The following is a 23969-nucleotide window of genomic DNA, read 5'->3' as shown; positions in this document are numbered from 1 at the left end:
GTTCATATTCTATGATTAATGGTGCTGATTTTGAGCGGTTATTTGAAGTAGGAGGTAAGGATCATTTATGACTGAATTATTAGCGCCAGCAGGAAATATGGAAGCTTTGAAAGCTGCAATATCTAATGGTTGTGATGCAGTATACTTAGGCATGCAAAAATTTGGTGCACGCGCCTACTCATCTAATTTTGACTTGGAAACGTTAAAAGAGGCTGTTACGTATGCGCATCTGAGGGACGTTAAAATCTATGTTGCCATGAATACCATCGTGTTCGAAAACGAAGTGGAAGAGATGAAAGCGCAGATCCGCGAATTAAATGAAATCGGTGTGGATGGCATTATCGTCCAGGACCTGACGGCTTTCGATTATATCGTTAAAAACTTTCATGATATGGAAGCACATTGTTCCACCCAGATGGGAATAGACGATGTAGACGGAACTTTATTATTCAAAGAACTTGGTGCTAAAAGGGTTGTTCTGTCCCGTGAGGTTAAGATTGAAACAGTCAAAGAGATCAAAAGAGTAGCTGACATCCCTTTAGAGATTTTCGTTCACGGTGCGTTATGTGTATCTTATTCGGGAAACTGTCTAATGTCAGGACTAAGCGGCTTTCGGTGCGCCAATCGCGGAAGATGTGTGGGTTCCTGCCGTAAGGAATATGATCTGATTGATCAGACAACAGGTACATCTTTAGGCAAAAGCTATATTTTATCCACTAAGGACTTGAACACCATCGATTATATCGACGATTTAAAAGAAATCGATTCTTTAAAAATAGAAGGCCGAATGAAAGTGCCGACGTATGTGGCGAATGTGGTATCCAAATATCGCAGGGCTTTAGATCATAAAATCACCGAAGCAGATAAAGAAAATCTGAAGAAGACATTCAATCGGACCTTTACCAAAGGCTATTTGTTCCACGAGGACCGGAGGAATATTACAAACATCTCAAGACCTAATCACTTTGGTTATGAGATTGGAACCATTAGCAGGATTGAGAAGGACAGGTATGAAATCACACTTACACGTACTTTGAATCAGAACGATACCATTCGAATAAGCCATAATAATGAAGATGTTAATTTAACGGTTGCCAAGCTATACAACAAAGACGGCGACTTAATCAACACAGCAGATGATGTCTGCTATATCAAAGTCAAAGAAAAGATGTCCACGGGAGATGTAGTCTATAAAACGAAGGATTATTTCTACCACAAGGAATTAGAAGCGTCACTGGAAAAAGAATTTAAGCGGTTCGACCTGGATCTTAGAGTATATGCATATCCAGGTTCAAAGCTTGTCATAGAGGCGGAGGGCTTAGGCTTTAATTATTCCTATGAAAGTGAGGAAATACTGGGCGAAGCCATTAATAATCCAACCACCAAAGACCAGGTCATCAAGCAATTCTCCAGATTAAATGATACAATATTTGAACTTAATCATGTCGATTATGAGGAAGGCAATGCGTTTATTCCAGCCAAACTGTTAAATGCAGCAAGAAGAGATATTGTACTGGGCTTATATGATTTGAAGCTTAACAGCCAGCAGAAAAGAACCAAGGCTGTGTCTACAAAAGAAAAAATCAGCTTTGCCCCTGTAATGCCATACCTTACGGCCTCTGTAACGAATCAGGAACAGTATGATGCCTGCGTGAGCTGTGGAATTAAGGAGATCTATTTTGACAATGTGGTTAGAAGAAATCAGAATGATTATAAGGAACAAGAAGGGCAGCTGCTGATCGGCGGATATGGCGGCATTTATCACTATAGAGACACCAATCCGTTTGTTACGGACTATTCTCTAAACGTTATTAATGCTACTAGCTGCTATGAACTCTATAAATTAGGTGCCAAGCGAGTCACTTTATCTTATGAAATGAATAAGAGTCAAATTGAAGATGTATTGAATGCCTATGTTGAAGAAAATGACGGCTATCCTGCGCTGGAAATGATTGTGTATGGCAAGGCTCCGTTGATGTTCACCAAATATTGTCCAATGAGAAAAATGAATCAATGCAGAATTTGCAGAACGAAAAGCTATGAGTTAAAAGATGAGCAAGGAACGTTCCCGATCCTTTCCCATGAGGATTGTACAGCGACTATTCTTAACGGGAAGACGCTTAATCTGTTGGATGAGCTGCCGAATATCAAAGGAATCGAGGCGCTCCGGTTAAACTTCACAGTTGAATCTAAAGAGCAGGTTGTAGAAGTCATTCATATGGCCTCAGGCAAATTAAATGGCTCAATGAATCATGCTGTCTTTAATCCGGAAACCGACACAAGAGGGCATTATAATAAAGAGATTGTGTAAAGGATGACCTTCCGATGAAAATATTATTAGTTGAAGATGATAAGACGATCGCTTCGGGACTGGAATATTCGCTGCAGCAAGAGGGTTATTGGACTGTTCTCTGCCATAATGCCGCTTCAGCCCGAAAGGTGCTTGCCGAAGACATCGATCAGTTCACTTTGTGCCTGTTCGATTTACAGCTTCCAGACGGAACGGGCTATGAATTATGCAAGATGGTGAAGGAACGGCGGGATATTCCGGTCATTTTCTTAACGGTGATTGATGATGAGGTCAATGTCGTAATGGGGCTCGATATGGGAGCCGATGATTACATTACCAAACCTTTTCGGGTACGCGAGCTTCTCTCCAGGATCAAATCCGTCTTGCGGAGATACCAGAAGCTGTCCCACGCCGGAGCGGTCATCGACATTGACAATGTGCGCATCCATACGCTGGAAGGCAAAGTATATAAGAACGGTGCCGAAGTTTCGCTAACCGCCTTGGAATACCGCTTATTGCTGATCTTTGGCAACCACGTTGGACAGGTCCTCAGCAGGAATCAGCTCTTGGAGCAAATCTGGGACGTGGCCGGCGACTTCGTGAATGACAACACGTTAACGGTCTATATCAAAAGGCTAAGGGAAAAGCTGGAGGATCATCCGGAGCAGCCGGCTCTGATCAAAACGGTACGCGGTTTAGGCTATAAGGTTGGTGATTAGATGCTGCGCAATCGGGAAAATCTAGTATTATTGCTCGTCATGGGCTCGATCAGCTTATCGGCGACCGTCATTGCTGCTTTCATTTCGTCTGCCGCCGCAGCCCTGGTTATTATTGTATCCGTGCTGCTTACCGGCACAGCTGTATTATTCACAAAACGGAGATATTACGAGCTAGAGAAGCTGTCCGTCTATTTGCGGGAGATTAGCAGCGGCCAGGCTTCCCTTGACCCCCGCGATAATCAAGAAGGTGAGCTTAGCATCTTAAAGAATGATATTTACAAGGTGACACGCATGCTCTCCGAGCATCGTTCGCTATTGCAGCAGGATAAGCTTCAACTGACCGATGCCATCTCCGATATTTCACATCAACTCAAAACACCGATCACCTCTATGACAGTCATGGCAGATCTGTTAAGCGCCCCTGATCTGCCTCCACACAAAAGAACGGAGTTCACCCATCATATTCGCATTCAGCTTGAACGGATCGATTGGCTTGTTTCATCCTTATTAAAGCTAGCGAAAATGGATGCGGGAACGATCCCGTTCAAAAAAGATCGAATACACATGAAAACCCTAATCCAAAAGGCACTGGAGCCGGTTATGATTCCGATGGATATTAAGGGACAGACCGTTTCCATCACAGGGGATGACAACGTCTCTTTTGACGGCGATTTGCATTGGACTGCTGAAGCGGTTATCAATATTTTGAAGAATGGAGTGGAGCATACACCTGAGGGCGGTGCGATTACCATCACATTTTCCGACAACGTGCTATTTACGGAAATCGTTATTGCTGACAACGGAGAGGGCATTCCGAAAGAGGATTTGCCTTATATATTCAAACGTTTTTATAAAGGAAAGAATGCTAATGAAGGAAGCATCGGTATAGGGCTTGCGATGGCTCACAGCATCATTGCAAGCCAGAACGGCGTGATTGATGTAACGAGCGACAGCGGGACTGGTACAGAGTTTCGGATCAAATTTTATAAGCATGTCATTTAACAGCACTCCGTAAGTGACTGAACTGTCACCTCCAACGTCACTGTAAAGTCATTTTAGACAGATAAAATGATAATCATCAGATGAACGATGGAGGTACAACCATGCAAATGAAGCAGCAGCGCAAGATTACTTTTTTTATCACGATAGGCTACACCCTGATTATTCTTTATTTTATGTTTTTTGCTTTCGGCAGAGCGGATACTGTAGATCAAACCAGTCAGTACACCTTTATTTTTTTGCCGGACGATTTTTTTAGGGTGCCGGGTCTTTCCGATCTCCTGCATCCGACACTGATGGACTTGGTGGGTATTGGAAACCTTGCAGCCTTCATACCTTTTGGCATACTGTTCCCGCTGTTATACCGCACCAGTTTTGTTCGCTTCATGACAGGGTTTATCCTGTCCATTCTTGTGGTGGAGACCATCCAGGCCCTAACATTCCTCGGCAGCTTTGACATGAACGACGTCATAAAGAACTCATTGGGCGCTGCTATTGGATTCGGGGCGTACAAGATTGGCTTCCGTACAAAAACCTACTGGAGAAATATCACTGCTACGGGATTTGCCGGTGCTGTCTTAATGCTCGGCGTGTGGGGGGTCTTAGGAGTAGTGGATCAAGTGTTCACCAAAGAGTTGGCCCCTTTTGTAGCGATAAACGAATGGGAAGATAGTACCGGAAATCGATTAACGGGAACCAAACAGGACCGTCTTAAGATTGGCGGTCAAGACGTGACACCCCAATATAATGTGTATGGCATCGAAGGTAAAAAGAAGGAAACATATACCTATTCGCTAGACAATAAGGGAGAACTGTATCTTAGCTTGAATTATGGAATTCCTGATCATAAGGATGTTCAGGGCAGCCTTAAGGTTACCGTTGACGGGAATGAGCTCCTGTCTGTATCTGCAGAAGATCAGCTCCATGAGCCGGATAATAGGATCCTTCATCTCACCCGGGCTAATGAGCTCAAGATAACCATTGAGGGGAATGAAACCCTTTGGGATGTTGGATATAGAGAGATGGTGTATACCTGGAATTGAGCATCTAGGGAAGGAGGGGTGGCAATGGAGATTTTAACCATTGAAAATTTGTCCAAAATATACGGCACAGGCGAATCGGCGGTGAAGGCGCTTGATGATGTTTCCTTTTCGGTCCAAAAAGGTGAATTCGTCGCCATTATCGGACCTTCCGGATCGGGGAAATCGACACTCCTTCATATGCTGGGCGGTGTGGATCGACCGACTGGCGGGAAAGTGTATGTTCAGGATACGGATATGTATACCTTGGACGAAACGCAGTTGGCCATCTTCAGACGGAGGCAAATTGGGCTGATCTACCAGTTTTTCAATCTGATTCCCGTCCTGACGGTGGAAGAGAATATTACGCTGCCGCTCTTGCTGGATCAACAAAAGGTAGATCAAAAGCAATTGGCTGATCTTGTGAATACGTTGAATTTGCAGCATCGATTAAACCATCTGCCGAATCAGCTATCCGGTGGACAGCAGCAGCGTGTCTCGATTGGCAGGGCGATCATCGGCAATCCTGCGATCATGCTGGCCGACGAACCCACCGGGAATCTGGACAGCAGGAATAGCAACGAGATCGTCGTTTTATTGAAAATGCTGAATAAGACCTATCATCAGACACTGATCGTAATCACGCATGACGAACGGATCGCCCTGCAAGCCGACAGAATCATTTCGATTGAAGATGGGAGGATTGCCAAAAACGAGGTGATCAGGCGATGAATATTGTCAATACATTAACCATCCGGCATCTGAAGCAGAACAAGAGACGAACACTTGTGACTATTTTTGGCGTAATTATTTCGGTATCCATGATGACCGCTGTCATTACGCTTATTTTTTCCTTTGCGGATTTAATGATTAGACAAACTATCACAGATACAGGGGAGTGGCATATTCAGTATCAAGATATAACCAAGAAGCAGCTTGCGGCGATACAGGGCGATGATGCAACCAAAACGGTTGCAATCACAAGAGACCTTGGGTATGCCCCATTAGAAGGGGGACAAAATTCCAATAAGCCGTACTTGTTCATTAAGGAATATGATGTGCAAGGGTTCACACAATTTCAGATAGAAATAAGCAAGGGACGTCTTCCGCACACGGACAAGGAGGTTGTGATCTCCGAGTCTGTTGCAACAAATGGCAAAGTGAAGTACGAAATCGGCGACCGTCTAACGCTTCGCGTAGGCGACCGGTTCGAACAAGGGGGCGATCATCCCCTGGATCAGACGGAACCGCTGCGCAGGAAAGAAGGCACATTGACCGAGACATTACAGCATAGCATAATTAGGGATTATACGGTGGTAGGCTTCATTAAACGCCCGGTGTCGGAAAAGGCTTGGGCCCCGGCTTATACGATTATTAGCTATGTCGATGATCATATCATCGGGGGGGACGATCGGGTAGATGCGTCGGTTGTCTTGCAGCAGGTCAATCCGTTCTTGTTCGCACATGCGGAGAAGCTGGCTGAGAAAAACCAAATTGACACTATCCAATATAATAACGATTTGCTTCGTTATTATGGCTTGTCCAGCAGCGGGGCCTCGTCCAGCATGATGTTCTCCTTATCGGCAATCATTCTAGGGATCATTATCATTGGCTCGGTTGGACTCATCTATAACGCTTTTGCGATATCCGTCTCGGAACGTTCCCGCCATCTAGGGATGCTCGCAAGCGTGGGGGCGACGAAAAGGCAGAAGCGAAATTCCGTATTTTTTGAAGGTATCGTCATTGGTTTGATCAGCATTCCCATTGGCATCTTATGCGGTCTTGCCGGAATCGGAATCACCTTTTCGTTCATGAACACAATGATTGAAGGGGCATTATGGACTAGTGAAAAGCTGAGGCTTATCGTCACGCCGTTATTGCTCTTGATGACTTGTCTTGTTTCGATGCTGACGATTTTCGTTTCGGTGTATCTCCCGGCGGTTAAAGCCTCCAGGGTATCTCCTATGGACGCGATTCGCCAAACCACTGACGTAAAGCTTACGGCCAATGCAGTGAAGACGCCCGAGATCATTCGTAAGCTCTTCGGAATCGAAGCAGAAATCGGGCTGAAAAACTTAAAAAGGAACAAACGAAGATATCATGTTATTCTTTTTTCGCTTGTCATCAGCATCGTTTTGTTTTTGACGATATCGTTTTTCACGACTGGCCTGACACAATCTCTGGCATTGTCGCTGGAAGGCATTAATTACGATATTGAAGTGTCGTCCAGTAATGGCGAAAGACTAGATGACCAGTTGATGCAATCGCTTGTATCTCTGGATGGCGTCACGGAATACAGCGTGAGTCATGAGTTAGTCAGGAACGCTTGGGTCTATACAGCAAGCATCGCCGACGAATTGCAGGAGAAGGTTAAGCAGGATAAGAGTATGCTCCAAGACGGGAAATACCCTTACGAAATTAAGCTCTATGCACTGAATGATTCTAGCCTGCAAGCCTATGCCAGAGCGGCTCACGCAGATTACGAACAGCTTACGGATCTGGATCATCCCGCCGCAATCGTGATGGATACGATTCATTACAAAGATATAGATACGGGGAAATATATTCAGACGAAGTCCATATATGCGAATGTCGGACAACCTATCGAGCTAACGAGTTTTTTTAAAGCGGGCGGGGAAGAAACGAAGACAAATAAAGTGATAGTTGCCGCATTGACAGATAAGGCACCGATGGGGATGAGCCCGTTAGGCGTAGGCGGGTTAAATATGATCGTGTCAGAACGCGTCATGAATCGGCTGGCAGACAGCGAGGAGCTGGCTAACGCTTCGATGTACCTCCATTTGAAAAGCACGGAACCGTTGAAAACGCAGCAGGAAATTGAAGCGATGAATGAGACCAATCTGAATGTCTACAATGTAAATCAATCCAGAATAAGAGAAGAACAACAGATTCTGCTGATGAACGTCTTTTCTTACGGTTTTATCGTATTAATCTCTGCGATTTCCGTTGCGAACATCTTTAATACGATCTCTACAGGGCTGGCTCTTCGGAAACGGGAATTTGCGATGCTGAAATCCGTAGGCGCGACGCCAAAGGGGTTTGCAAAAATGCTGAACTATGAGAGTGTTTTTTATGGGGTCAAGTCGCTCTTGTATGGGCTTCCTGTCAGTTTCGCCGTGATGGTTCTGATCTATAAAGCATTTGCGAACAAATTCAGCTATGGGTTCACCCTGCCCTGGATGAGCATTCTGTCTGTCATTGTGTGTGTATTTGTCATTGTCAGCTCTGCGGTTGTTTATTCCGGAGCAAAAATAAAAAAGGAGAATATTATTGATGCATTAAAGCAAGAGAATATATGAAGTTCTGTTCAAAAGCCCACTTCTTTGAAGGAAATGGGCTTTTATTTATATTGATATATAAAACCTGTGGTCAAAGTGATATTAAATATTCGCTACCTGGTAATGATGGGAACCCATAATTCCTGCTCTATTTTAGCTCCTGGAGTTAAATAATTCTCTATACAAGGAAGATTTGCAAGCTCGTATCCAGATGTAGGAAGCCATTCAGTATATAAGCGCTGCCAAGCATTGACGTTATCGTTAGGGAAAACTACATATACAGAGGGAGGAAGAGTTAGTTCTTCCATATCGTTCGGTATATTTCCGTCATATCTACACCCCATAAGTAAATCAAAGGTATCCTCTTTAATTGCTGCATCTTTACCAAAGATACCAAGCAACCCTTCAAGTTGGCATTTTGGATTTTCCCAAGACATGTCTATCAGCTTTTGAAGAAACCCATTTGTTTGTGCTGTGGCCCACAATTGTGGAACAGTATTAAAAGCATCATCAGTTTTTACCGTTTCCCTTTTAACTGCAAAACGGAGGCTACAATCAATATTTTCAATTCGATACTCCATCTCAGAGACTCCTTTTATGGTAATCTGAAAGGACATGCGAGGATATGCTTTCAACTGAACATTGCTTTCACGAACGGAAGCAGGTGTAACGCCATGCAGTTGGCGAAAGGCTCTCGTAAATGCATCAGGGGAACTATATCCGTATTTCATAGAAATATCAGTAATCTTTGCACTATGTTTCTGTACTTCAAAAGCCGCCTTAGTAAGCCTTCTACGCCGAACATATTCAGCGAGAGTAACATTGGCTAAAGATGAGAACATTCGTGAAAAATGGAACTCGGAGCAGCAAGCAATTTTTGCAATATAAGAATAGTCAATTTCGTTATCAAGGTTACTTTCTATATAATCAATTGCTTTGTTAAATCTGTTTAACCAATCCATATACTCACCTGCCTTTCACTAATTACTATACAGCAGCTATCATTGAAATACCCTGCAATGCTTGCCTAAGTTTGCAGGAATATGCTATGTATTTGGAAACGATATTGATTAAGCCATAGAGGTGGAAATTATGAGTTTTGGAGAAAAAGATGCAGTACCCTTTGAATTCCTTGAGTTGGTTGGAGATGACGAGGCTTCATTGATTTGGGTGAATACAGCGAAGACCTATTATATTCAGGGTAAAAGTGGAGTAAATAAATATTTGAAAATCCAGGAAGCAGGACATGCTGAATCCTTAGAAAGACAAGCCCATAGGTTATTGTGGTTATACAATAAGTTACCTGTTCCGGAGGTTATTGATTTCGGTATGATCGGGAATTATGAGTATTTATTAACACTTGAATTGCCAGGCGTTCAAGCTTCCGATAAGCAGTATTCTTCAAATACAGAAGAGATAATCTCTTTATTGGCACAAGGTCTTCGGAGAATTCATGAAGTTTCAATTGAAGATTGTCCTTTTGATCATTCATTTGAACAGCTGATGAGCACTATTCAGTACAAGTTGAGTGGAGGGATTAAGTATGATTCGACGGAGCTGCACAGAAGATTTGGTGAGGAGAGTGTTGAAAAGTTGCTGCTTGAAGTCAACAATCATTCTCGGGGACTCAAAGAAGATTTAGTATTCACACATGGTGACTACAGCCTGCCAAACATCATCATTGCTGATGATTCTATAAGTGGATTTATTGATCTGGGGAACTGCGGGATTGCGGACCGTTATTATGATTTGGCAGTAGCGGAGAAGAGCATTATCAGAAACTTCGGCGAGCAATGGGTCAAGTTATTCTTTACATCCTATGGAGTTTCAGAGATTGATTATGCAAAAATAAGATTCTACCAAGTTGTAGAGCATCTGGTTTGGGCCTGATCAACAAGGTTATTATCTGTCTATATAGTATTTTAATTGAGTGGGCACAGGGAGGATACCGGGATGAGAATGCCAAGCGACAGCGAACTGACATTGCTATTCGAAGGAGATGGGCAACAGCTTGAGCAATTTACTTTTGCGTACAGCGTCATTGTAGATTGGCGAGAAGAGGACGAGGAGATCGTCAGGTTGTTCGGTAAACGGCTTCCAGATGAAACGGTTGAGGTGACATCAACGGACAAGGGACTGGACGTTACCTACAATGGACAACTGCATTCGATTGCGCTTACCTTTAGCGGACAAGACCGCTACATCACGATTCGCGGCTTTCAGGAGCTGATCCGGGACAAATACGAAATCCGGCTGTTTGAGGACTCATATTTTTCGGATACGCACGAATTTTTGATTTTACCGAAGCGGCAGTGGGAGGAGCTGGATGCCCGGTATCCGGCGCGGGTTAGGGAGATATTCCGTATCCTCAATGAGGAGTTGGATTTTCCGTAACTGGGCAAGTGGTTAACCAAGCTTCAGCAAGAATTCGAACAGTGTACGGGTTACCTGAAAAACATCTAAAACGGCTCAGGAAGGATATGCTTATGAAAATAATTACATTATGCGGTTCTACAAAATTCAAGGAGCAATTTGAACAGGCTAATGCATTTCTTACACTACAAGGAAACATAGTGATTAGTGTAGCCTTCTTTGAACAAACTGAAGGTTTTGAAATCACGGAAGAACAAGCGGAGTTACTGGGAGATCTGCATTTTAGAAAGATTGATATTTCTGACGAAATCTTCGTGATTGATGTAAATGGCTACATTGGCAACAGCACAAGAAATGAGATTGAGTATGCTGGAAAAACGGGTAAGGCAATCCGCTACTACTCTGATGGAGAGATTCCGCAAATTCTAAAACGCTACTGACATTACTCTGCCAGTAGCGTTGTTTAATTGAACCCTCTCTCTTTTTCTTAACCTACATGCGCCACAGCCCGCACCTCTACCCACTGTTCCGGGAATGCCAGGTAAGTCACCCCGATCATGCTCCCCGCCGGTCGGTGCTCTCCGACATACTTTTTGAACAGTCCGATCGCGGTTTCCCCGTGCTCCTGCGCATTCGTCAGATACAGCTCCACGTAAGCCAGATTATCCTTGGTCGCTCCGAACTCTTGTAACACGGTATCCAAATTCTTCAGCGTCTGTGTCATCTGTGCCTGAATATCGCCTGCTCCAACGAAGTTGCCCTCCGCATCATGGGAGAACTGTCCCGAGATATACAGGGTGTTGTCGGCAAGGTACCCCTGCGAAATCCCGTGATCCCAGAGGGTATGGTTGTACGTTCGAATGGTTGTCATTGCTTTAGCCCCTTTACTTCAAAGTAAAGCTATTATAGACTGAGCAAAAATAAAGGGATAGTACGCACAAAGAAGTGGGCTACTATCCGAAAGGATAGCGTGAACATGGGCATTTCTGATCTGAAGGGCAAGGAGACGGTGATCCAAGACACGCCTTTCGGTTATACGATGTCGGTGATCGGCGGGAAATGGAAGATGGCGATTCTGTATCTGCTGTCCGCCAAACCGTCGATTCGATTCAATGAGATGCAGAGACAGCTCGGAGCGGTGACATACAAGGTTCTCAGCGCGCAGCTTAAGGAATTGGAGGCTGACGGGCTGGTGAAGCGCGTGGAGTATCCGCAGATTCCGCCCAAAGTGGAGTATTCGCTGACACCGAAAGGGCAGACTCTGCTGCCTGTGTTGGAGCAGCTATGCGAGTGGGGAGCACAGAATCGGTGATGTTCATACATTCACATTAGCGCCAAAAGGTAATTTCCTCGCTACCCAGGCGGACGGATTCATGACCCTCATCTTTGGCCTTGCCGATGGATAGGATCATGACCGGAACATATCTGTGATCGTCCAGATCAAAGACGCTAACGATCTGATCGCGTTCAAAGCCTGCCATCGGATTAGTGTCATACCCATGGGCACGGGCGACCAGCATCATTTGCATCGCGAATAAACTTGCATCGATTTTGGCAATTTCGATCTTTAATTCTCTAGGGATTTGCGGATACATGCCCAGAATTTGCGTGACCTGCTTGTCGCGTATGTCTTTGGGCATCTTTCCTTGCTCCACAGCCGTATCATAGATTTTCTCTACATATAAATCGCTCTGCGTATCTCCCAGAATGATGAGCATCGCCGCAGAGGTATCATTTTGCCGTGTATTGAACTGGACTAGAGGCCGAAGCTTGTCTTTCCCTTCAGGGGAATGAACCACGATTATGCGCCAGGGTTGCATATTCGCGGAAGAGGGAGCCAAGCTTGCTTCTTGAATCATAGCGTGCATTTCTTCCTCCGAAATTTTGATGCTCTCATCGTACTGTCGTATGGAACGGCGGCCGGTCAGAATGTTGACAAAATCATTATTTTGAATAGATTCCAGCATAAATGCACTCCTTCTGATGTAACCCATTATTTTGACAGTATCGCTGTCCCGGGTTATCATATTTTTATTTTGAACTATGAACCTTGGTTTATAGCAAATATAAATTAATGATTTATTTAGAAGGAGCAGAGTATGAAAGCAAATGAAGTCTCCAGGCTGACGAATTTACCCATATCCACCTTGCGATTCTATGAACGCAAACAGTTGATCCCTGAGCAGTTCATATCAAGGGATGAGAATAATTACCGCGTATACGATGAAGGAGTGGTCACCTATTTGCAGGATTGTAGAATGCTGCTCACTTTGGGTTTAACCATCCAGGACTTAGTTTTACTTATCAATGAGAGCTCGTATATTAAGAAGGAAGCATTGGTAAAAGAGAAAATCAAAGAAATCCAGGAGTTAGAAGCCAAGTTGAATGCATCCCAAAAGTTTTTAGGTGATTTGCTAGAGGGCAGAGCGCATTTTCAGACCGGATGTGAATCTCAATAATAGTTTCGTTACCCATGTTAGGATCTACAGAGGTAGTTATCCGATCACTTCATAATGGAGGTTGTAAAATGGCTTTTCCAACGCATATTGTGTCGGCAGGCGGAATTGTAGAAGATGGGAAGGGAAATATCCTATTAGTAAAAGCCCATGATGATGGCTGGGTGTATCCTGGCGGGATAACTGAAATTGGAGAGAACCTTATCGATGGCGTGATACGTGAAATCAAAGAGGAAAGCGGAATAGACGATGGGTGGCCAAGGAGAACGTTCTGGATTTCATTACCCTGCCCCCCATCCGCTTACGGTATGAAGCTTATTTGAACTTTAACGGCTCTGTAAATTTCATAGAGTACGCCACCACAACAACGTCCGAATGTAGCGTCAAGCTACAAAGAAAGGTTTGAGGCGCTTAAGAGTGAATTTTGACCGGAGATCGGAATGAAATCTATACAGATATTTTTCCATTTCAGCCGTAGATTATTCCGTCGGTAGGCCGTCCGAAGACTGACTTCGCATCGAGAACGATAATATAGCCGGGAGGAGTGCGATGGCAACACCCATTGCGCCAGCCACGCCGATGGACTGTAAGGAAAGACTCTCCACCACAAGACCGCCAATGGCAGCTCCGGCAGCAATCCCCAACTGGATGAAGGAGGTATTCAAGCTCAGAAGAATGCCCGCTGCGCTTGGTGCCAGGCTAATCATATAGACTTGTTGAATGGGACCCGTAGACCAAGCGAAAAACGACCATAACAGCAGCAGGGGAAAGACAGCGATAGACGTATGGGCAAAGAGGGTCATAAGGATCAGAATACCCGCGTGGATAATCAAGCTTCCATTCAGCGTACGCGGAATACCTAATTTATCTGCACCAAATCCTCCAGCCTGGGCGCCCAGCAAGCTTGCTATGCCGAATGAAAATAGCGCGATGCTCACCATCCCATTGCTCATGCCCGTAATGTCCAACAGAAATGGTGTAATAAACGTGTAAACGATCGTATAACCGACCATCCAAAAGAAGCTAATCGACAAGGTTAGTAATAGCTGCGGTCTTTTCAACAGGGCGAGTTGTTCTTTGAGAGGTACCTTTGCTTCTCCCTGCGACTTGGGCAATGCCATTAAAATGACCAGCATGGCGATAAAACTAAGAGCGCCGATTCCATAAAAAATGATTTTCCAGTCGTAGGTGCTGGCGATGACTCTTCCCAGAGGAACACCTAAAATAAGCGATAGATTAAAACCCATCATGATGGTTGCTATGGCAGTGCCTTGTTTTCCAGGCCCGGCAATTTGAGCAGAAACCGTTAGGGCAACCACGGTAAAGACACCTGTACTAAGCGCTAAGATCACTCTCGCACCAACAAGCATCGGATAGCCCGTCGAGACCACCGTAATTAGATTCCCTGTAAAAAACAGCGCCAAAGCAGCCAGCATAAGTGTTCTCCGGCTTAGTTTGGAGGTAGCCGCAATGAGAATCGGAGTACCCACTGCGTAAGATATGGAGTAAACCGAAATGAGTTGGCCGGCCGCAGCAATAGTTACGCCTACATCTTTAGACACCAGATCCAATATCCCGGCGATTACAAATTCCGAGGTTCCCACTAAAAAACTGATAATCGCTAAAATATAAACTTTCCAAGATTTAATCATTTGATTGTTCCCCTTTCAGATTCTTGAGCTAGTTCCTTGCTATTATTCTATAATTCTAAAAATATAGAAATGTTATTTAAAAAAATTTACGCCAGTAAATATGGCGCAAACTTCTTTGCCACTTCTTGATCAACGCTGTAGTGAATAAATGAACCGTTCTTTTGCGCCTGGATTAAACCCGATTCCGTCAGTTGCTTGAGATGATGGGATAACGTTGAACCGGCTACATGTCCAAGCTGTTCACTGATCGCGGTAACGCATTGATTCTCTTGCTTAATTAGCATTAAGGCTATTTTTAGCCGTGTAGGCTCACCTAGAGCCTTGTATACTTTGACAGCTTGCACCAGATCATGATCGACATCAGCCATTAAAATCTCCTTTCCACCACCATTTCTATATTTGTGGAATTATAGAAATGATATTACCACCTAAATGCTGCGATGTAAAGTGAAAATGTAGCCGGGTGCATTTATCTTAAATCCTCCACAAAATAACAAATGTTCTTATTGGGATAATACAAAATAACTAATCGGTCGCCGTCATCGTATCCTATACAGAGAACCCTCAGGCATACGAACCTGGTTTTTTCTACAAACGGGAGCTTCCCTGCATACGGAAACTGCAGAAACTTACGGATATGAACCATATCCACACCATTGTGGTGGAGATTCATCCCACACCATCACTTTCCAACAAGGAGTAAAAATTATCGCGGTCTTCATCATCAAATTTGCCAAGCGCCTGTACCCTGACAAATTGATGTCCGCCATATATATCGATCTCCTCACCATTACTATTGTAGAGCGCGATTAGAGGAGTACTATAACGTGCCGGTTAACATAACGGAGCCCTTTATAGTTTTATATCCCAAGTATTTCCTCCCTGTGTTAATATAATTGAGACAGCACGAGCCATTAAATGGATTGGAGTGGTTAGAGTGAATCAATTTCTGCAAATGGGAGCAAATACAACTTTAAGTGCCGCAAAAGGTAGCATTACGATTAGCCACGAAATCTCTACTCTGGTAGACGTTTCTTTAACAGCCTTCCTCTTAACGGATTCGGATAAGGTACAAGGAGATAGCGGAATCATCTTCTATAATCAGCCCACAAGTTCCACGGGTGTAGCCACGCTTCAACCATCCGAGCAAGTGGGTAATACCAAAGTTCATAAGCTTAATTTCGACATGGATAAGGCCCCTGAAGGTATAACCAAAATAGCTGTAACTCTGACAGAGGATAACAGCACGGGATTTGCGAATGTGAAGAATCTGGCAGCAGAGATATGTATACAGAATACGGTTATTCAATTATCACCATCCAGCTTCACGAACGAGAATGGAATTGTAGTGCTTGAATTATATCTAAGGAACGGTCAGACCAAGGTAAAATCAATCTGGCGCGGATTTGATTCCGGGCTTGAAGGGTTATGCAAAAACTATGGTGTTGAGGTTGAAGCTGAGGCTGATGAGCCCATTGAGCATTCTGAACCTAAGATTATTCAAGAGCCTGTATCAAAGGAACCTGAGCCGGCTATGTCCATCAACCTTGAGAAGGTAAAGGGTAAGATCAATCTCGATAAAGGGCAGAAGCCGGTTATCATTGAGAAAACACCAGAAATTACGGCTACGGTATCTTGGGAGACTGGAACGGATTATGACATTTATGCTTTAGTCTATACAAAGGATGGAAAGCAGATTGATGTAGCTATGTTTGGTGCAACGGGAACACCTCCCCTCAAAAATTATGGTAAAGGGACAGTTGAGCATATGGGCGATGTGGGGAGAGGTAAAAAATCAAAGAAGACAGAGGTCATAAAGTTAAGACTAAGAGATGATGTTCTTGCGGTTGTTCCTGTAGTTTATTCAGCGCAATCCAATGGAACCGGTTCATTTTACAGATATAAGGTGTCCATGAGTATAGATAATCATAATGGAACCTCAGTTACGATTTCCGCCAAGAATGCAAATAATAATGATACGATCTATACCTGTGTACCCGGGATACTTCATAATACGCCAAATGGCGTAATTATTAGTCCGCTAGAGCTTTACAGTAGACCAAATTCAGAGTATAGGCCGATTCTTAAGGTAGGGGACTCCAATATGGTAGAAGTGATAATGGATCAAGGACCTTTAAATGATTATAAATAGGTTATCGAGAAAAGCTATGACCAATCATGCTTTTTACATATAACCTGCATTCTTTGCCCTCATGCTATACTCAGTACACTAAAAAGTTGTAAGGAGATGTAGCGATGATACCCTTTCGCAATGATCATGTAGGCAGCTTCCTGCGTCCGGCGAACTTAAGCCAGGCGCGTGAACAATATAAAGCAGGCAACATCACATATGAAGCCTTAAAAGCGGTGGAAGATCAAGAGATTATCCGGATTATTGAGCAGCAGAAGGAGAATGGCGTATTCGCAGTGACGGATGGGGAATTCCGCAGAAGCTGGTGGCATTTTGACTTTCTGGGCGGCCTAGACGGCGTAGAGCTGTATGAGGAGATCGACGGGCCCAAGTTCCATAATATGCAGACCCGTAAGGGTGGCATTCGTGTGGTGGGTAAGGTGGATTTCTCGAGCCATCCCTTTGTGGAGCATTTTGAGTTTTTGCTGAAGCATGCAGGTGACGCCGTAGCGAAGCAAACCATTCCAAGCCCCAACATGCTGATCTATCGGCTGGAGCCTGGGGCCAATAGTTATAACGACCGGGAGCAATTCCTTCAAGATACGATTGTGGCGTACCAAAAAGCCATTCAAGCGTTCTATGATGCCGGATGCCGGTACCTGCAACTGGATGATACAGCATGGGCAGACCTTTTCTCAGCAGCGGGTCACGATAAGCTGCGGGCAAAGGGTCTGGAACCGGCGGAAGAGCTCAAGATCATGCAGCGCATGATTAACGAAACCTTGGCTCATAAACCGGCAGACTTAGTTGTGACGATGCACATTTGCCGGGGGAACTATAAATCCAACTACTTCTCAAGCGGCGGTTATGATTACGCTTCTGAGGTCATATTTGGAGGCTTGAATGTAGATGGCTTATTCCTGGAATTTGACGATGAGCGTTCAGGCAGCTTCGAGCCACTGAAATATGTGAACCGGCCGGATTTGAAAATCGTGCTGGGTCTGCTCACATCCAAAACTGGCGAGTTGGAAGATAAGGAACAGATTAAAGCCCGGATTGCCGAAGCAGCAACCTATGTGCCCCTTGAGCAGCTGTGCTTGAGCCCGCAATGCGGATTCTCCTCTACAGAGGAAGGCAATATTCTAACGGAAGAACAACAGTGGCGTAAGCTTCGTTATGTGAAGGAAATTGCCGAAGAAGTATGGAAGGCAGACCAAGAGACCGTTATTGTGGAGGCCTTCATTAATGGTCACCATGTACCCTCCCGTTCGCAGTCAGCCAAAGAGAATCCGGCCAATCCGGCTGAAATCGTAGGTTATTTCCCTGTCACTACGAAGGAACAAGCGGTTGAGGCGATTGAAGCGGCAGCAGAAGCTTTTAAAATATGGAAGAAGACCTCGATTGATGAACGTATTACCCGGATGCGTAAGGCAATAGAGAAGATTAGAGCAGCGGAGAATGAAATTGTCCATCTGCTGTCCAGAGAGCATGGCAAGCCCCTCTATGATGCCCATGGTGAGATTTATGTCTCGTTAATGTGGATGGAGTTCGCTTGTAATGAAGCTGCATCCGTTCTACAGGAAGAGGTCCAGGAGCATGACCATGGTACAACCATCCTGTCCTATGATCCAATGGGTGTGGTGGCAGCGATCAGTCCATGGAACTATCCGATTGCGTTATCTACGATTAAAATTGCGCCTGCCTTACTTGCGGGTAATACGATTGTGCTCAAACCGAGTCCATTTGCACCGCTGGCGGCGGCGAAGGTGGCAGAGCTGATCGCGGGTGAGTTCCCGGCGGGTGTCATCAATGTCGTTCATGGGGATGCGGATGTAGGCGTTGAACTGACCAGCAATCCGCTTGTCGCCAAAATCGCCTTCACAGGCGGGACTGCAACGGCCAAGCATATTATCAAAGCAGCTGCAGATACGATCAAGGATATGACGCTGGAGCTGGGCGGTAATGATGCGGCGATCTTCCTGGATAGCTTTGATGTTCAAGATGAGCGGGCCATGCGCCGGATTGTTATCTCTAACTTCCTGACGACAGGCCAGATTTGTATGATTGCCAAGCGTGTCTATGTACACCGTTCTATCTATGATGCTTTTGTTGAGAAATATATCGAGGCGGCCAACCGCTGGATTCGCATTGGTGATCCCTTTGACGCCAATACGACAGTAGGTCCGGTGAATAACCTGAAGCAGAAGAATTATGTGCAGGGTCTGATTGAAGATGCGCAGAGGCGCGGGGCTAAGATCATTCCTCTCGGCCAAATTCTGGATCAGGAGCGGTTTGAACAAGGTTATTACCTGCAGCCTACGCTTGTTCTGGACTGCGATTACCATGATCCGATTGTGGTGGAGGAGCAGTTTGGTCCTACCGTTCCGATTCTGCCCTTTGATGATGTGGAGCAGGTGATTCATCTGCACAATGAGAGCATCTATGGATTGACGAGCTCGGTGTGGGGGCAAGAAGATGAGGCCATCTTGGTCGCACGTCAGCTCGAAGCGGGAACGACCATGATCAACACGGCTGCTGTGCAGGGGCTCGATGTCCGGTTCCCTTTTGGTGGCTTCAAGCAGTCCGGTATCGGCCGTGAATACGGCGCAGAGGGCATCCGCACGTATACAGAGCAGCATGTGATCAACGTTCCGAAGACACTGGATCTTCCTTATATCCCGGAGTAGAAAAGAAAAAAATGTAAACACCTTCAAGAGAATGAACTCTGTCGTAAGATAGAGAGATCCTTGGAGGTGTTTTTTGCGTTGGCAACTAGAGTGAGTTACCCGGTAGAGCAGCATTACGAACTTTTTGGAGAAACATGATATCATTAAGGAGCGGGACTGCTCAAAGTACGGGTTCAAGGAGATAAATTCATGAAGAAAAAGATTGCCTGTTTACACGCCCACTATTCAAATATCCAGTATATTCAAAACGCTCTTACCTCTGATGAGTTGGAATTGGTTCATTTTGTGGATCCTGGTTTGATGAGTAGAATTACATCAGATAAAAATTTCGATGAAGGACAAGCCAAAAATAAAGTCATCGAACAAATAGAATGGATATCACAAGCAAATGTTGAGGCTATTCTTATCACATGTACTAATTATATTGCTCTTCTTGAAGAAAACCGGCTTAATACATCTATTCCTATAATAAAAATCGATGAGCCTTTCTTTAGTTCTGTCTGCAGTATTACAGAACCACAGGTTCTATTATTCACTAATCCAGCAACCGTCGAAGGGACAATGAGAAGGCTTAATGAATTTGCTTCTATCCAGGATAAGCCAATTCATATTGAGGCACGTGTCATAGAGAATACATTTGAGCTAATCATGCAAGGTAAAAATGAGCAATACGTTGAAGAATTATCAAAGTACATAAAGAGGATACTTGCATCAGAAAAAAACAAGAAAATTTCTGTTGCTCAATTATCTATGGTGGAATCAGCCGTTAAAGTTGAGCAAGAGTTTAATGTGAGAATCGGGAATCCGTTGGATTCACTGATAATACATTTCGAGAGCATGTTGCTCAACTAACGGGCAATGTGAACATTAGGCAGACAACAATAAACCGACCAAAATCCTTAGTGGACTTTGATCGGTTTATTCCGTATTTTTCCGAAGAAAAATCGAACGAAATATTCTTTATTCCCCAATATATAGTGTAAGACCGAAGGGAGGGGTGATGAATGGAGCATCCAAAAGAATATTCTCAGCTCATTACGCTTACGCTAGCCGGCAGTCGTGAAGCATTTAGTGAGCTATATGAAGCTACGATTAGGGATGTATATCAAACCGTTCATTTCCTCGTTCGCGAAACATCTGAGGTGGATGATATCGTTCAGGAGATTTATATTCAAATGCGCAGATCTCTTGAACATTTTGACATCAGTCGTCCCTTTAGACCCTGGCTTATGGGAATAGCAGTGCGACAAATTCATGCCTACCGGAGAAAGAGATGGACGCATCTCCGAATTCTTAAGAAGGCAGAGCAGGTCAATTTGGTGGTGGAGCCTGAATTCACAAGTAAGATTGTCGACAAAATCTCTAACCACTCCTTGCTTGCTAGCGTAGATAGTCTTCCGTATAAGCTGAAGCAGGTGATTATTCTGCATTATTTAAATGAATTATCGCAGGAAGAAAGTGCCGCAATCCTTGAGATCCCTCTGGGTACCGTGAAATCCCGTATTCATGCTGCACTGCGCAAGCTTCGTCAGAAGCCAGAGAATCAGACTCTTTTTAAGGGAAAGGTGGAGGATCTGCATGAATTTCAATGAAAAGCTGCGAACAGTTCTGCAGGAAGAGGCCAGAAATTTAAATGCCCCACCGGAACTGAAGGAGAGAATACTAAATCAGACCGTAACCGGACAAGGGGGAAGACGAATGAAAAAGAAGTGGATCGTAGCAGGCGTTTTGGCAGCTACTTTATTAATTCCTACTGGAGCGTTTGCCGGATATCATTATCTGGCGGATAGTATGTATGGTTCGAAAGAAGCAGCGGCTACGATTGGCCTAAGCCAGCAGAAATATGAGGAGTTTGAGACCAAGCTTCAGAGGTTGAAGCATAATTTTAGCGAGGAAGAAGCTGCCACGGTTATGTCCTTATTGAAGGAATTAGGCGATTACAATCTGCTGGCGGCAGATTCTAAGGGGGTTTTTCACATAGAACAGCTTGATGCAGAAGAACAGAAGGCTTACAAGAAATTACTGGTGGAGCTTGAACCGTATTTCAAGAAAATGAACGAAACGGATAAATCCAAGGCAAAGGCATCTGGTACAGATCGTGGCGCTTTCTGGGATAGCTTGCTTGAGAAGGCTGAACAGAGGCTTACTGAACAGGAGTATAGGGAGCTTGAACCCATAATAAATGAGTTGAAAAGCTATGATGCCAAAGTAACTGATCCAGACGGAAGTGTTCATATGGATCGCCTGTCGACAGAAGAAATACAGGATCAACAGAAGTTATTGGAGGCGCTCACCCCTTATGTTAATAAGCTGGACTTAATGGTTAAAAAAGGCTTTTAAACCCTACTCCCTCAGTATGGTTTAAAAATCAGTCATTATGATCCAAAACTCGCAGGAGCTTTATTTATCAGCAAACTTTTCACGTTCCGCTCAGCAGTAATGAATAACAATGATGTGATCGGACGGAAGGATGAAGTGGAAACGGTACCGTCCTTTAAAAGGACGGTACCGTTTCCACTTGTACAGTTTAGTTTCGTACGCAGCGTTAATGTTATCCGCGCGATTTAGACTTCGGCTTCTCCAACCGGCTACGTTCACGCATAGCATTAATTTGCCTCGCATGTCTTTCGTCCCGGCGGCCTTGTCTCGTTCGGAGTTGGCTCAGCATAACGAGCAGGCCAAGGGCGCCGAATACATAAGAGATGATGGGATTCACTTCATTCCACAGGTTGACCCCGGCCAGAAGTAATACTGCGCCAATGATGGTGGCAATCAACCGCTGTGTGTTTTTATTCTGCGTCTCGATTAATTTTTGCTCCAGGGAGCTCGACAGCTTGACTCTTAAGCCTCCGCTATCCATTTTATCGATTGCCGACATGAACTTTTTGGTCGTTGGAAGGATGTCTTTGAGCATATCCTTGCCATCCGCTACAACTTTGGAGATGACACTTCCCCGCAGATCCCTCCGCACCACCTGTTCCACATAAGGCTTAACCGTCCCGACCAGATCAAGCTCAGGGTCCAGTCCGGTACAGAGGCCGTACACGGTGCCTATGGCTTTGCCCAGGAATGTGGTATTGGCAGGTAATTGAAACGGCTGAGAGTAGAGAAAATTGCGTAATTCCTCCACATTGTCGCCTGACGTCACAAAACTCAGGTCAAATGTATCGCCGTTAATTTGTTCGAATAATAACGTAAGGTTCCTGGAGAAGACCTCCAGATCTACATTTCGTCTTAAAAATCTCAACCGGTTCAGGGCATCGATGGCGCCGTGGGCGTCTTTCAGATATACGGCTAGCAGAAGGGCTACCATCTGGGTCTTCATATCCTTAGGAATTCGCCCGACCATTCCAAAATCAATTAAGGCGATGGTGCCGTCAGGCTGCACGAGCACATTGCCCGGGTGAGGGTCTGCGTGAAAAAAGCCATTCAATAGAATCTGTTCTACGAACATTTCAATCAGTGACGTTGCCAGTTGGGTCCGGTCCACACCCCAAGCCTCCAGCTTGGCGAAATCATTGATTTTGACACCCTCCATAAACTCCATGGTCAGCACCTGCGAGGTAGTACAGGACCAATGAATGTGTGGAATCACGACATCCTTCCGGTGGGCTAACTGCTGCTTGAATTCTTCGGCATTATGCCCTTCTTGCTGATAGTCGAGCTCCTCCATAATGGTGTCATGAAACTCATCATATACGGCATCAAGATCCATGAAGTCTGTAATCATCTTCTGGCGCTTCAATAACGAAATAGCGACCTGAATGGATTTCCAATCAATCGCGATAATGTCCTCGACCCCGGGCCGCATCACCTTCACGGCGACTTGCTCACCTGTCCGTAAGGTGGCCCGGTGGACCTGTCCGAAGGATGCTGCTGCAATAGGAGTCTCGTTGAACTCAGCATACATCTTGCTGATGGATACCCCGAGTTCACGCTCTACCTTCTGCTGGATCTCGGAGAAATCTACGAATTCTACAGAATCCTGCAGCTTGGACAATTCTTCAATAACTTCCTTCGGCAGCATATCCACCTGCGCACTCACATGCTGCCCAAGCTTGATAATTAGCCCGCCCATATCCATGGCGGTTGTCGTGAAATACACTGCCTGCTTGCGGTATAAGGCTTTGGTTCTCGCTGCAAAGCGCCGCCGTGACATCAAGTACTTCAGCTTGCCCAGCCACCAGAAATCCCAGGCGAACTTGAAAATCATCCGCATGGTTCTTCTGAAACGTACATCCTTCATCAATTTCAGGAATTCGCTCATTCTTGTTCATCTGCCACAGAGTCAGTATGCTGCATCCCAGATCTCTCCTTCTAAAATCCATGTGCCTAATTGTATGA

Annotated in this window: 23 protein-coding genes and 1 pseudogene; 18 read left to right on the top strand and 6 right to left on the bottom strand. The window is 44.8% G+C overall.

Annotated features, from left to right (window positions below; genetic code table 11):
• The first annotated feature begins 67 nt into the window (after positions 1 to 67).
• The 6 genes from MKX51_RS30975 (at position 68) to MKX51_RS30950 (ending at position 8347) form a co-directional block, all read left to right on the top strand.
• Positions 68 to 2311, top strand: a complete 2244-nt coding sequence (locus MKX51_RS30975) for a U32 family peptidase (protein ID WP_340995088.1) — start codon at positions 68 to 70, stop codon at positions 2309 to 2311.
• Between the two features lie 14 nt (positions 2312 to 2325).
• On the top strand, positions 2326 to 3009 hold the full coding sequence (locus MKX51_RS30970) for a response regulator transcription factor (protein ID WP_340995086.1): 684 nt from the start codon (positions 2326 to 2328) through the stop codon (positions 3007 to 3009).
• A complete protein-coding gene (locus MKX51_RS30965; RefSeq protein ID WP_340995084.1) occupies positions 3010 to 4011 on the top strand; it encodes a sensor histidine kinase in 1002 nt (333 codons plus the stop codon).
• 101 nt (positions 4012 to 4112) lie between these two features.
• The gene (locus MKX51_RS30960) at positions 4113 to 5051 is read left to right on the top strand and encodes a VanZ family protein (protein ID WP_340995082.1); all 939 of its coding nucleotides are present in this window, start codon (positions 4113 to 4115) and stop codon (positions 5049 to 5051) included.
• A 24-nt stretch (positions 5052 to 5075) separates the two neighbouring features.
• Positions 5076 to 5759 carry an ABC transporter ATP-binding protein gene (locus tag MKX51_RS30955; RefSeq protein WP_340945924.1) on the top strand — a complete coding sequence of 228 codons (684 nt, stop codon included), beginning with the start codon at positions 5076 to 5078 and terminating at the stop codon, positions 5757 to 5759.
• The gene (locus MKX51_RS30950) at positions 5756 to 8347 is read left to right on the top strand and encodes an ABC transporter permease (protein ID WP_340995080.1); all 2592 of its coding nucleotides are present in this window, start codon (positions 5756 to 5758) and stop codon (positions 8345 to 8347) included. Before MKX51_RS30955 ends, MKX51_RS30950 begins: the two co-directional genes overlap by 4 nt.
• 92 nt (positions 8348 to 8439) lie before the next feature.
• Here the strand turns inward: MKX51_RS30950 and MKX51_RS30945 are convergent, their stop codons facing one another.
• The gene (locus MKX51_RS30945) at positions 8440 to 9288 is read right to left on the bottom strand and encodes an AraC family transcriptional regulator (RefSeq protein ID WP_340995078.1); all 849 of its coding nucleotides are present in this window, start codon (positions 9286 to 9288) and stop codon (positions 8440 to 8442) included.
• A 130-nt stretch (positions 9289 to 9418) separates the two neighbouring features.
• On the opposite strand from MKX51_RS30945, the gene MKX51_RS30940 reads away from it, so the two are divergent.
• The 3 genes from MKX51_RS30940 to MKX51_RS30930 all read left to right on the top strand — a co-directional run bounded on the left by MKX51_RS30940 (position 9419) and on the right by MKX51_RS30930 (position 11139).
• The gene (locus MKX51_RS30940; protein WP_340945929.1) at positions 9419 to 10216 is read left to right on the top strand and encodes an APH(3') family aminoglycoside O-phosphotransferase; all 798 of its coding nucleotides are present in this window, start codon (positions 9419 to 9421) and stop codon (positions 10214 to 10216) included.
• A 63-nt stretch (positions 10217 to 10279) separates the two neighbouring features.
• Complete coding sequence (locus MKX51_RS30935) at positions 10280 to 10720, top strand: hypothetical protein (RefSeq protein ID WP_340995076.1); 441 nt, start codon at positions 10280 to 10282, stop codon at positions 10718 to 10720.
• Positions 10721 to 10812: 92 nt separating this feature from the next.
• Positions 10813 to 11139, top strand: a complete 327-nt coding sequence (locus MKX51_RS30930) for a hypothetical protein (protein WP_340995074.1) — start codon at positions 10813 to 10815, stop codon at positions 11137 to 11139.
• Between the two features lie 47 nt (positions 11140 to 11186).
• Here MKX51_RS30930 and MKX51_RS30925 read toward each other — a convergent pair whose 3' ends face one another.
• On the bottom strand, positions 11187 to 11570 hold the full coding sequence (locus tag MKX51_RS30925; protein WP_340995073.1) for a RidA family protein: 384 nt from the start codon (positions 11568 to 11570) through the stop codon (positions 11187 to 11189).
• Positions 11571 to 11675: 105 nt separating this feature from the next.
• On the opposite strand from MKX51_RS30925, the gene MKX51_RS30920 reads away from it, so the two are divergent.
• Complete coding sequence (locus MKX51_RS30920; RefSeq protein WP_076085712.1) at positions 11676 to 12011, top strand: winged helix-turn-helix transcriptional regulator; 336 nt, start codon at positions 11676 to 11678, stop codon at positions 12009 to 12011.
• Positions 12012 to 12027: 16 nt separating this feature from the next.
• Here MKX51_RS30920 and MKX51_RS30915 read toward each other — a convergent pair whose 3' ends face one another.
• Entirely contained in the window at positions 12028 to 12666 is a 639-nt protein-coding gene (locus MKX51_RS30915; RefSeq protein ID WP_340995072.1) for a nitroreductase family protein, read from the bottom strand.
• A 132-nt stretch (positions 12667 to 12798) separates the two neighbouring features.
• Between MKX51_RS30915 and MKX51_RS30910 the strand changes: the two genes are divergently transcribed.
• The gene (locus tag MKX51_RS30910; RefSeq protein ID WP_340995071.1) at positions 12799 to 13158 is read left to right on the top strand and encodes a MerR family DNA-binding transcriptional regulator; all 360 of its coding nucleotides are present in this window, start codon (positions 12799 to 12801) and stop codon (positions 13156 to 13158) included.
• A 68-nt stretch (positions 13159 to 13226) separates the two neighbouring features.
• A complete protein-coding gene (locus MKX51_RS30905) occupies positions 13227 to 13478 on the top strand; it encodes an NUDIX hydrolase (RefSeq protein WP_340945970.1) in 252 nt (83 codons plus the stop codon).
• Between the two features lie 156 nt (positions 13479 to 13634).
• Here the strand turns inward: MKX51_RS30905 and MKX51_RS30900 are convergent, their stop codons facing one another.
• Positions 13635 to 14807: an MFS transporter gene (locus tag MKX51_RS30900; RefSeq protein WP_340995069.1), complete on the bottom strand. Its 1173-nt coding sequence runs from the start codon at positions 14805 to 14807 to the stop codon at positions 13635 to 13637.
• A gap of 86 nt (positions 14808 to 14893) precedes the next feature.
• Positions 14894 to 15175, bottom strand: coding sequence for an ArsR/SmtB family transcription factor (locus tag MKX51_RS30895; protein WP_340995068.1), 282 nt, complete (start codon positions 15173 to 15175; stop codon positions 14894 to 14896).
• 569 nt (positions 15176 to 15744) lie between these two features.
• On the opposite strand from MKX51_RS30895, the gene MKX51_RS30890 reads away from it, so the two are divergent.
• The 6 genes and pseudogenes from MKX51_RS30890 (at position 15745) to MKX51_RS30865 (ending at position 21965) form a co-directional block, all read left to right on the top strand.
• Positions 15745 to 16959, top strand: a complete 1215-nt coding sequence (locus MKX51_RS30890) for a TerD family protein (RefSeq protein WP_340995066.1) — start codon at positions 15745 to 15747, stop codon at positions 16957 to 16959.
• A 104-nt stretch (positions 16960 to 17063) separates the two neighbouring features.
• A pseudogene (locus MKX51_RS30885) lies at positions 17064 to 18146 on the top strand (5-methyltetrahydropteroyltriglutamate--homocysteine S-methyltransferase); the annotation flags it as partial.
• Positions 18126 to 19625: an aldehyde dehydrogenase family protein gene (locus MKX51_RS30880; RefSeq protein ID WP_340995766.1), complete on the top strand. Its 1500-nt coding sequence runs from the start codon at positions 18126 to 18128 to the stop codon at positions 19623 to 19625. The pseudogene MKX51_RS30885 and the gene MKX51_RS30880, both read left to right, overlap by 21 nt.
• 189 nt (positions 19626 to 19814) lie before the next feature.
• Positions 19815 to 20477 (top strand): aspartate/glutamate racemase family protein, encoded by a 663-nt coding sequence (locus MKX51_RS30875; RefSeq protein ID WP_340995065.1) that lies wholly within the window; start codon positions 19815 to 19817, stop codon positions 20475 to 20477.
• 152 nt (positions 20478 to 20629) lie between these two features.
• Entirely contained in the window at positions 20630 to 21217 is a 588-nt protein-coding gene (locus MKX51_RS30870; protein ID WP_340995064.1) for a sigma-70 family RNA polymerase sigma factor, read from the top strand.
• Positions 21204 to 21965 (top strand): DUF3600 domain-containing protein, encoded by a 762-nt coding sequence (locus MKX51_RS30865; RefSeq protein WP_340995062.1) that lies wholly within the window; start codon positions 21204 to 21206, stop codon positions 21963 to 21965. Before MKX51_RS30870 ends, MKX51_RS30865 begins: the two co-directional genes overlap by 14 nt.
• Positions 21966 to 22176: 211 nt before the next feature.
• Here MKX51_RS30865 and MKX51_RS30860 read toward each other — a convergent pair whose 3' ends face one another.
• The gene (locus MKX51_RS30860) at positions 22177 to 23892 is read right to left on the bottom strand and encodes an ABC1 kinase family protein (protein WP_340995060.1); all 1716 of its coding nucleotides are present in this window, start codon (positions 23890 to 23892) and stop codon (positions 22177 to 22179) included.
• Positions 23893 to 23969: the final 77 nt, after the last annotated feature.

It is taken from the genome of Paenibacillus sp. FSL M7-0420, assembly GCF_038002345.1.
Classification (GTDB): domain Bacteria; phylum Bacillota; class Bacilli; order Paenibacillales; family Paenibacillaceae; genus Paenibacillus_AQ.
The sequence above is the reverse complement of the archived record's forward strand: the minus strand, read 5'-3'. Positions and strand labels throughout refer to the sequence as shown.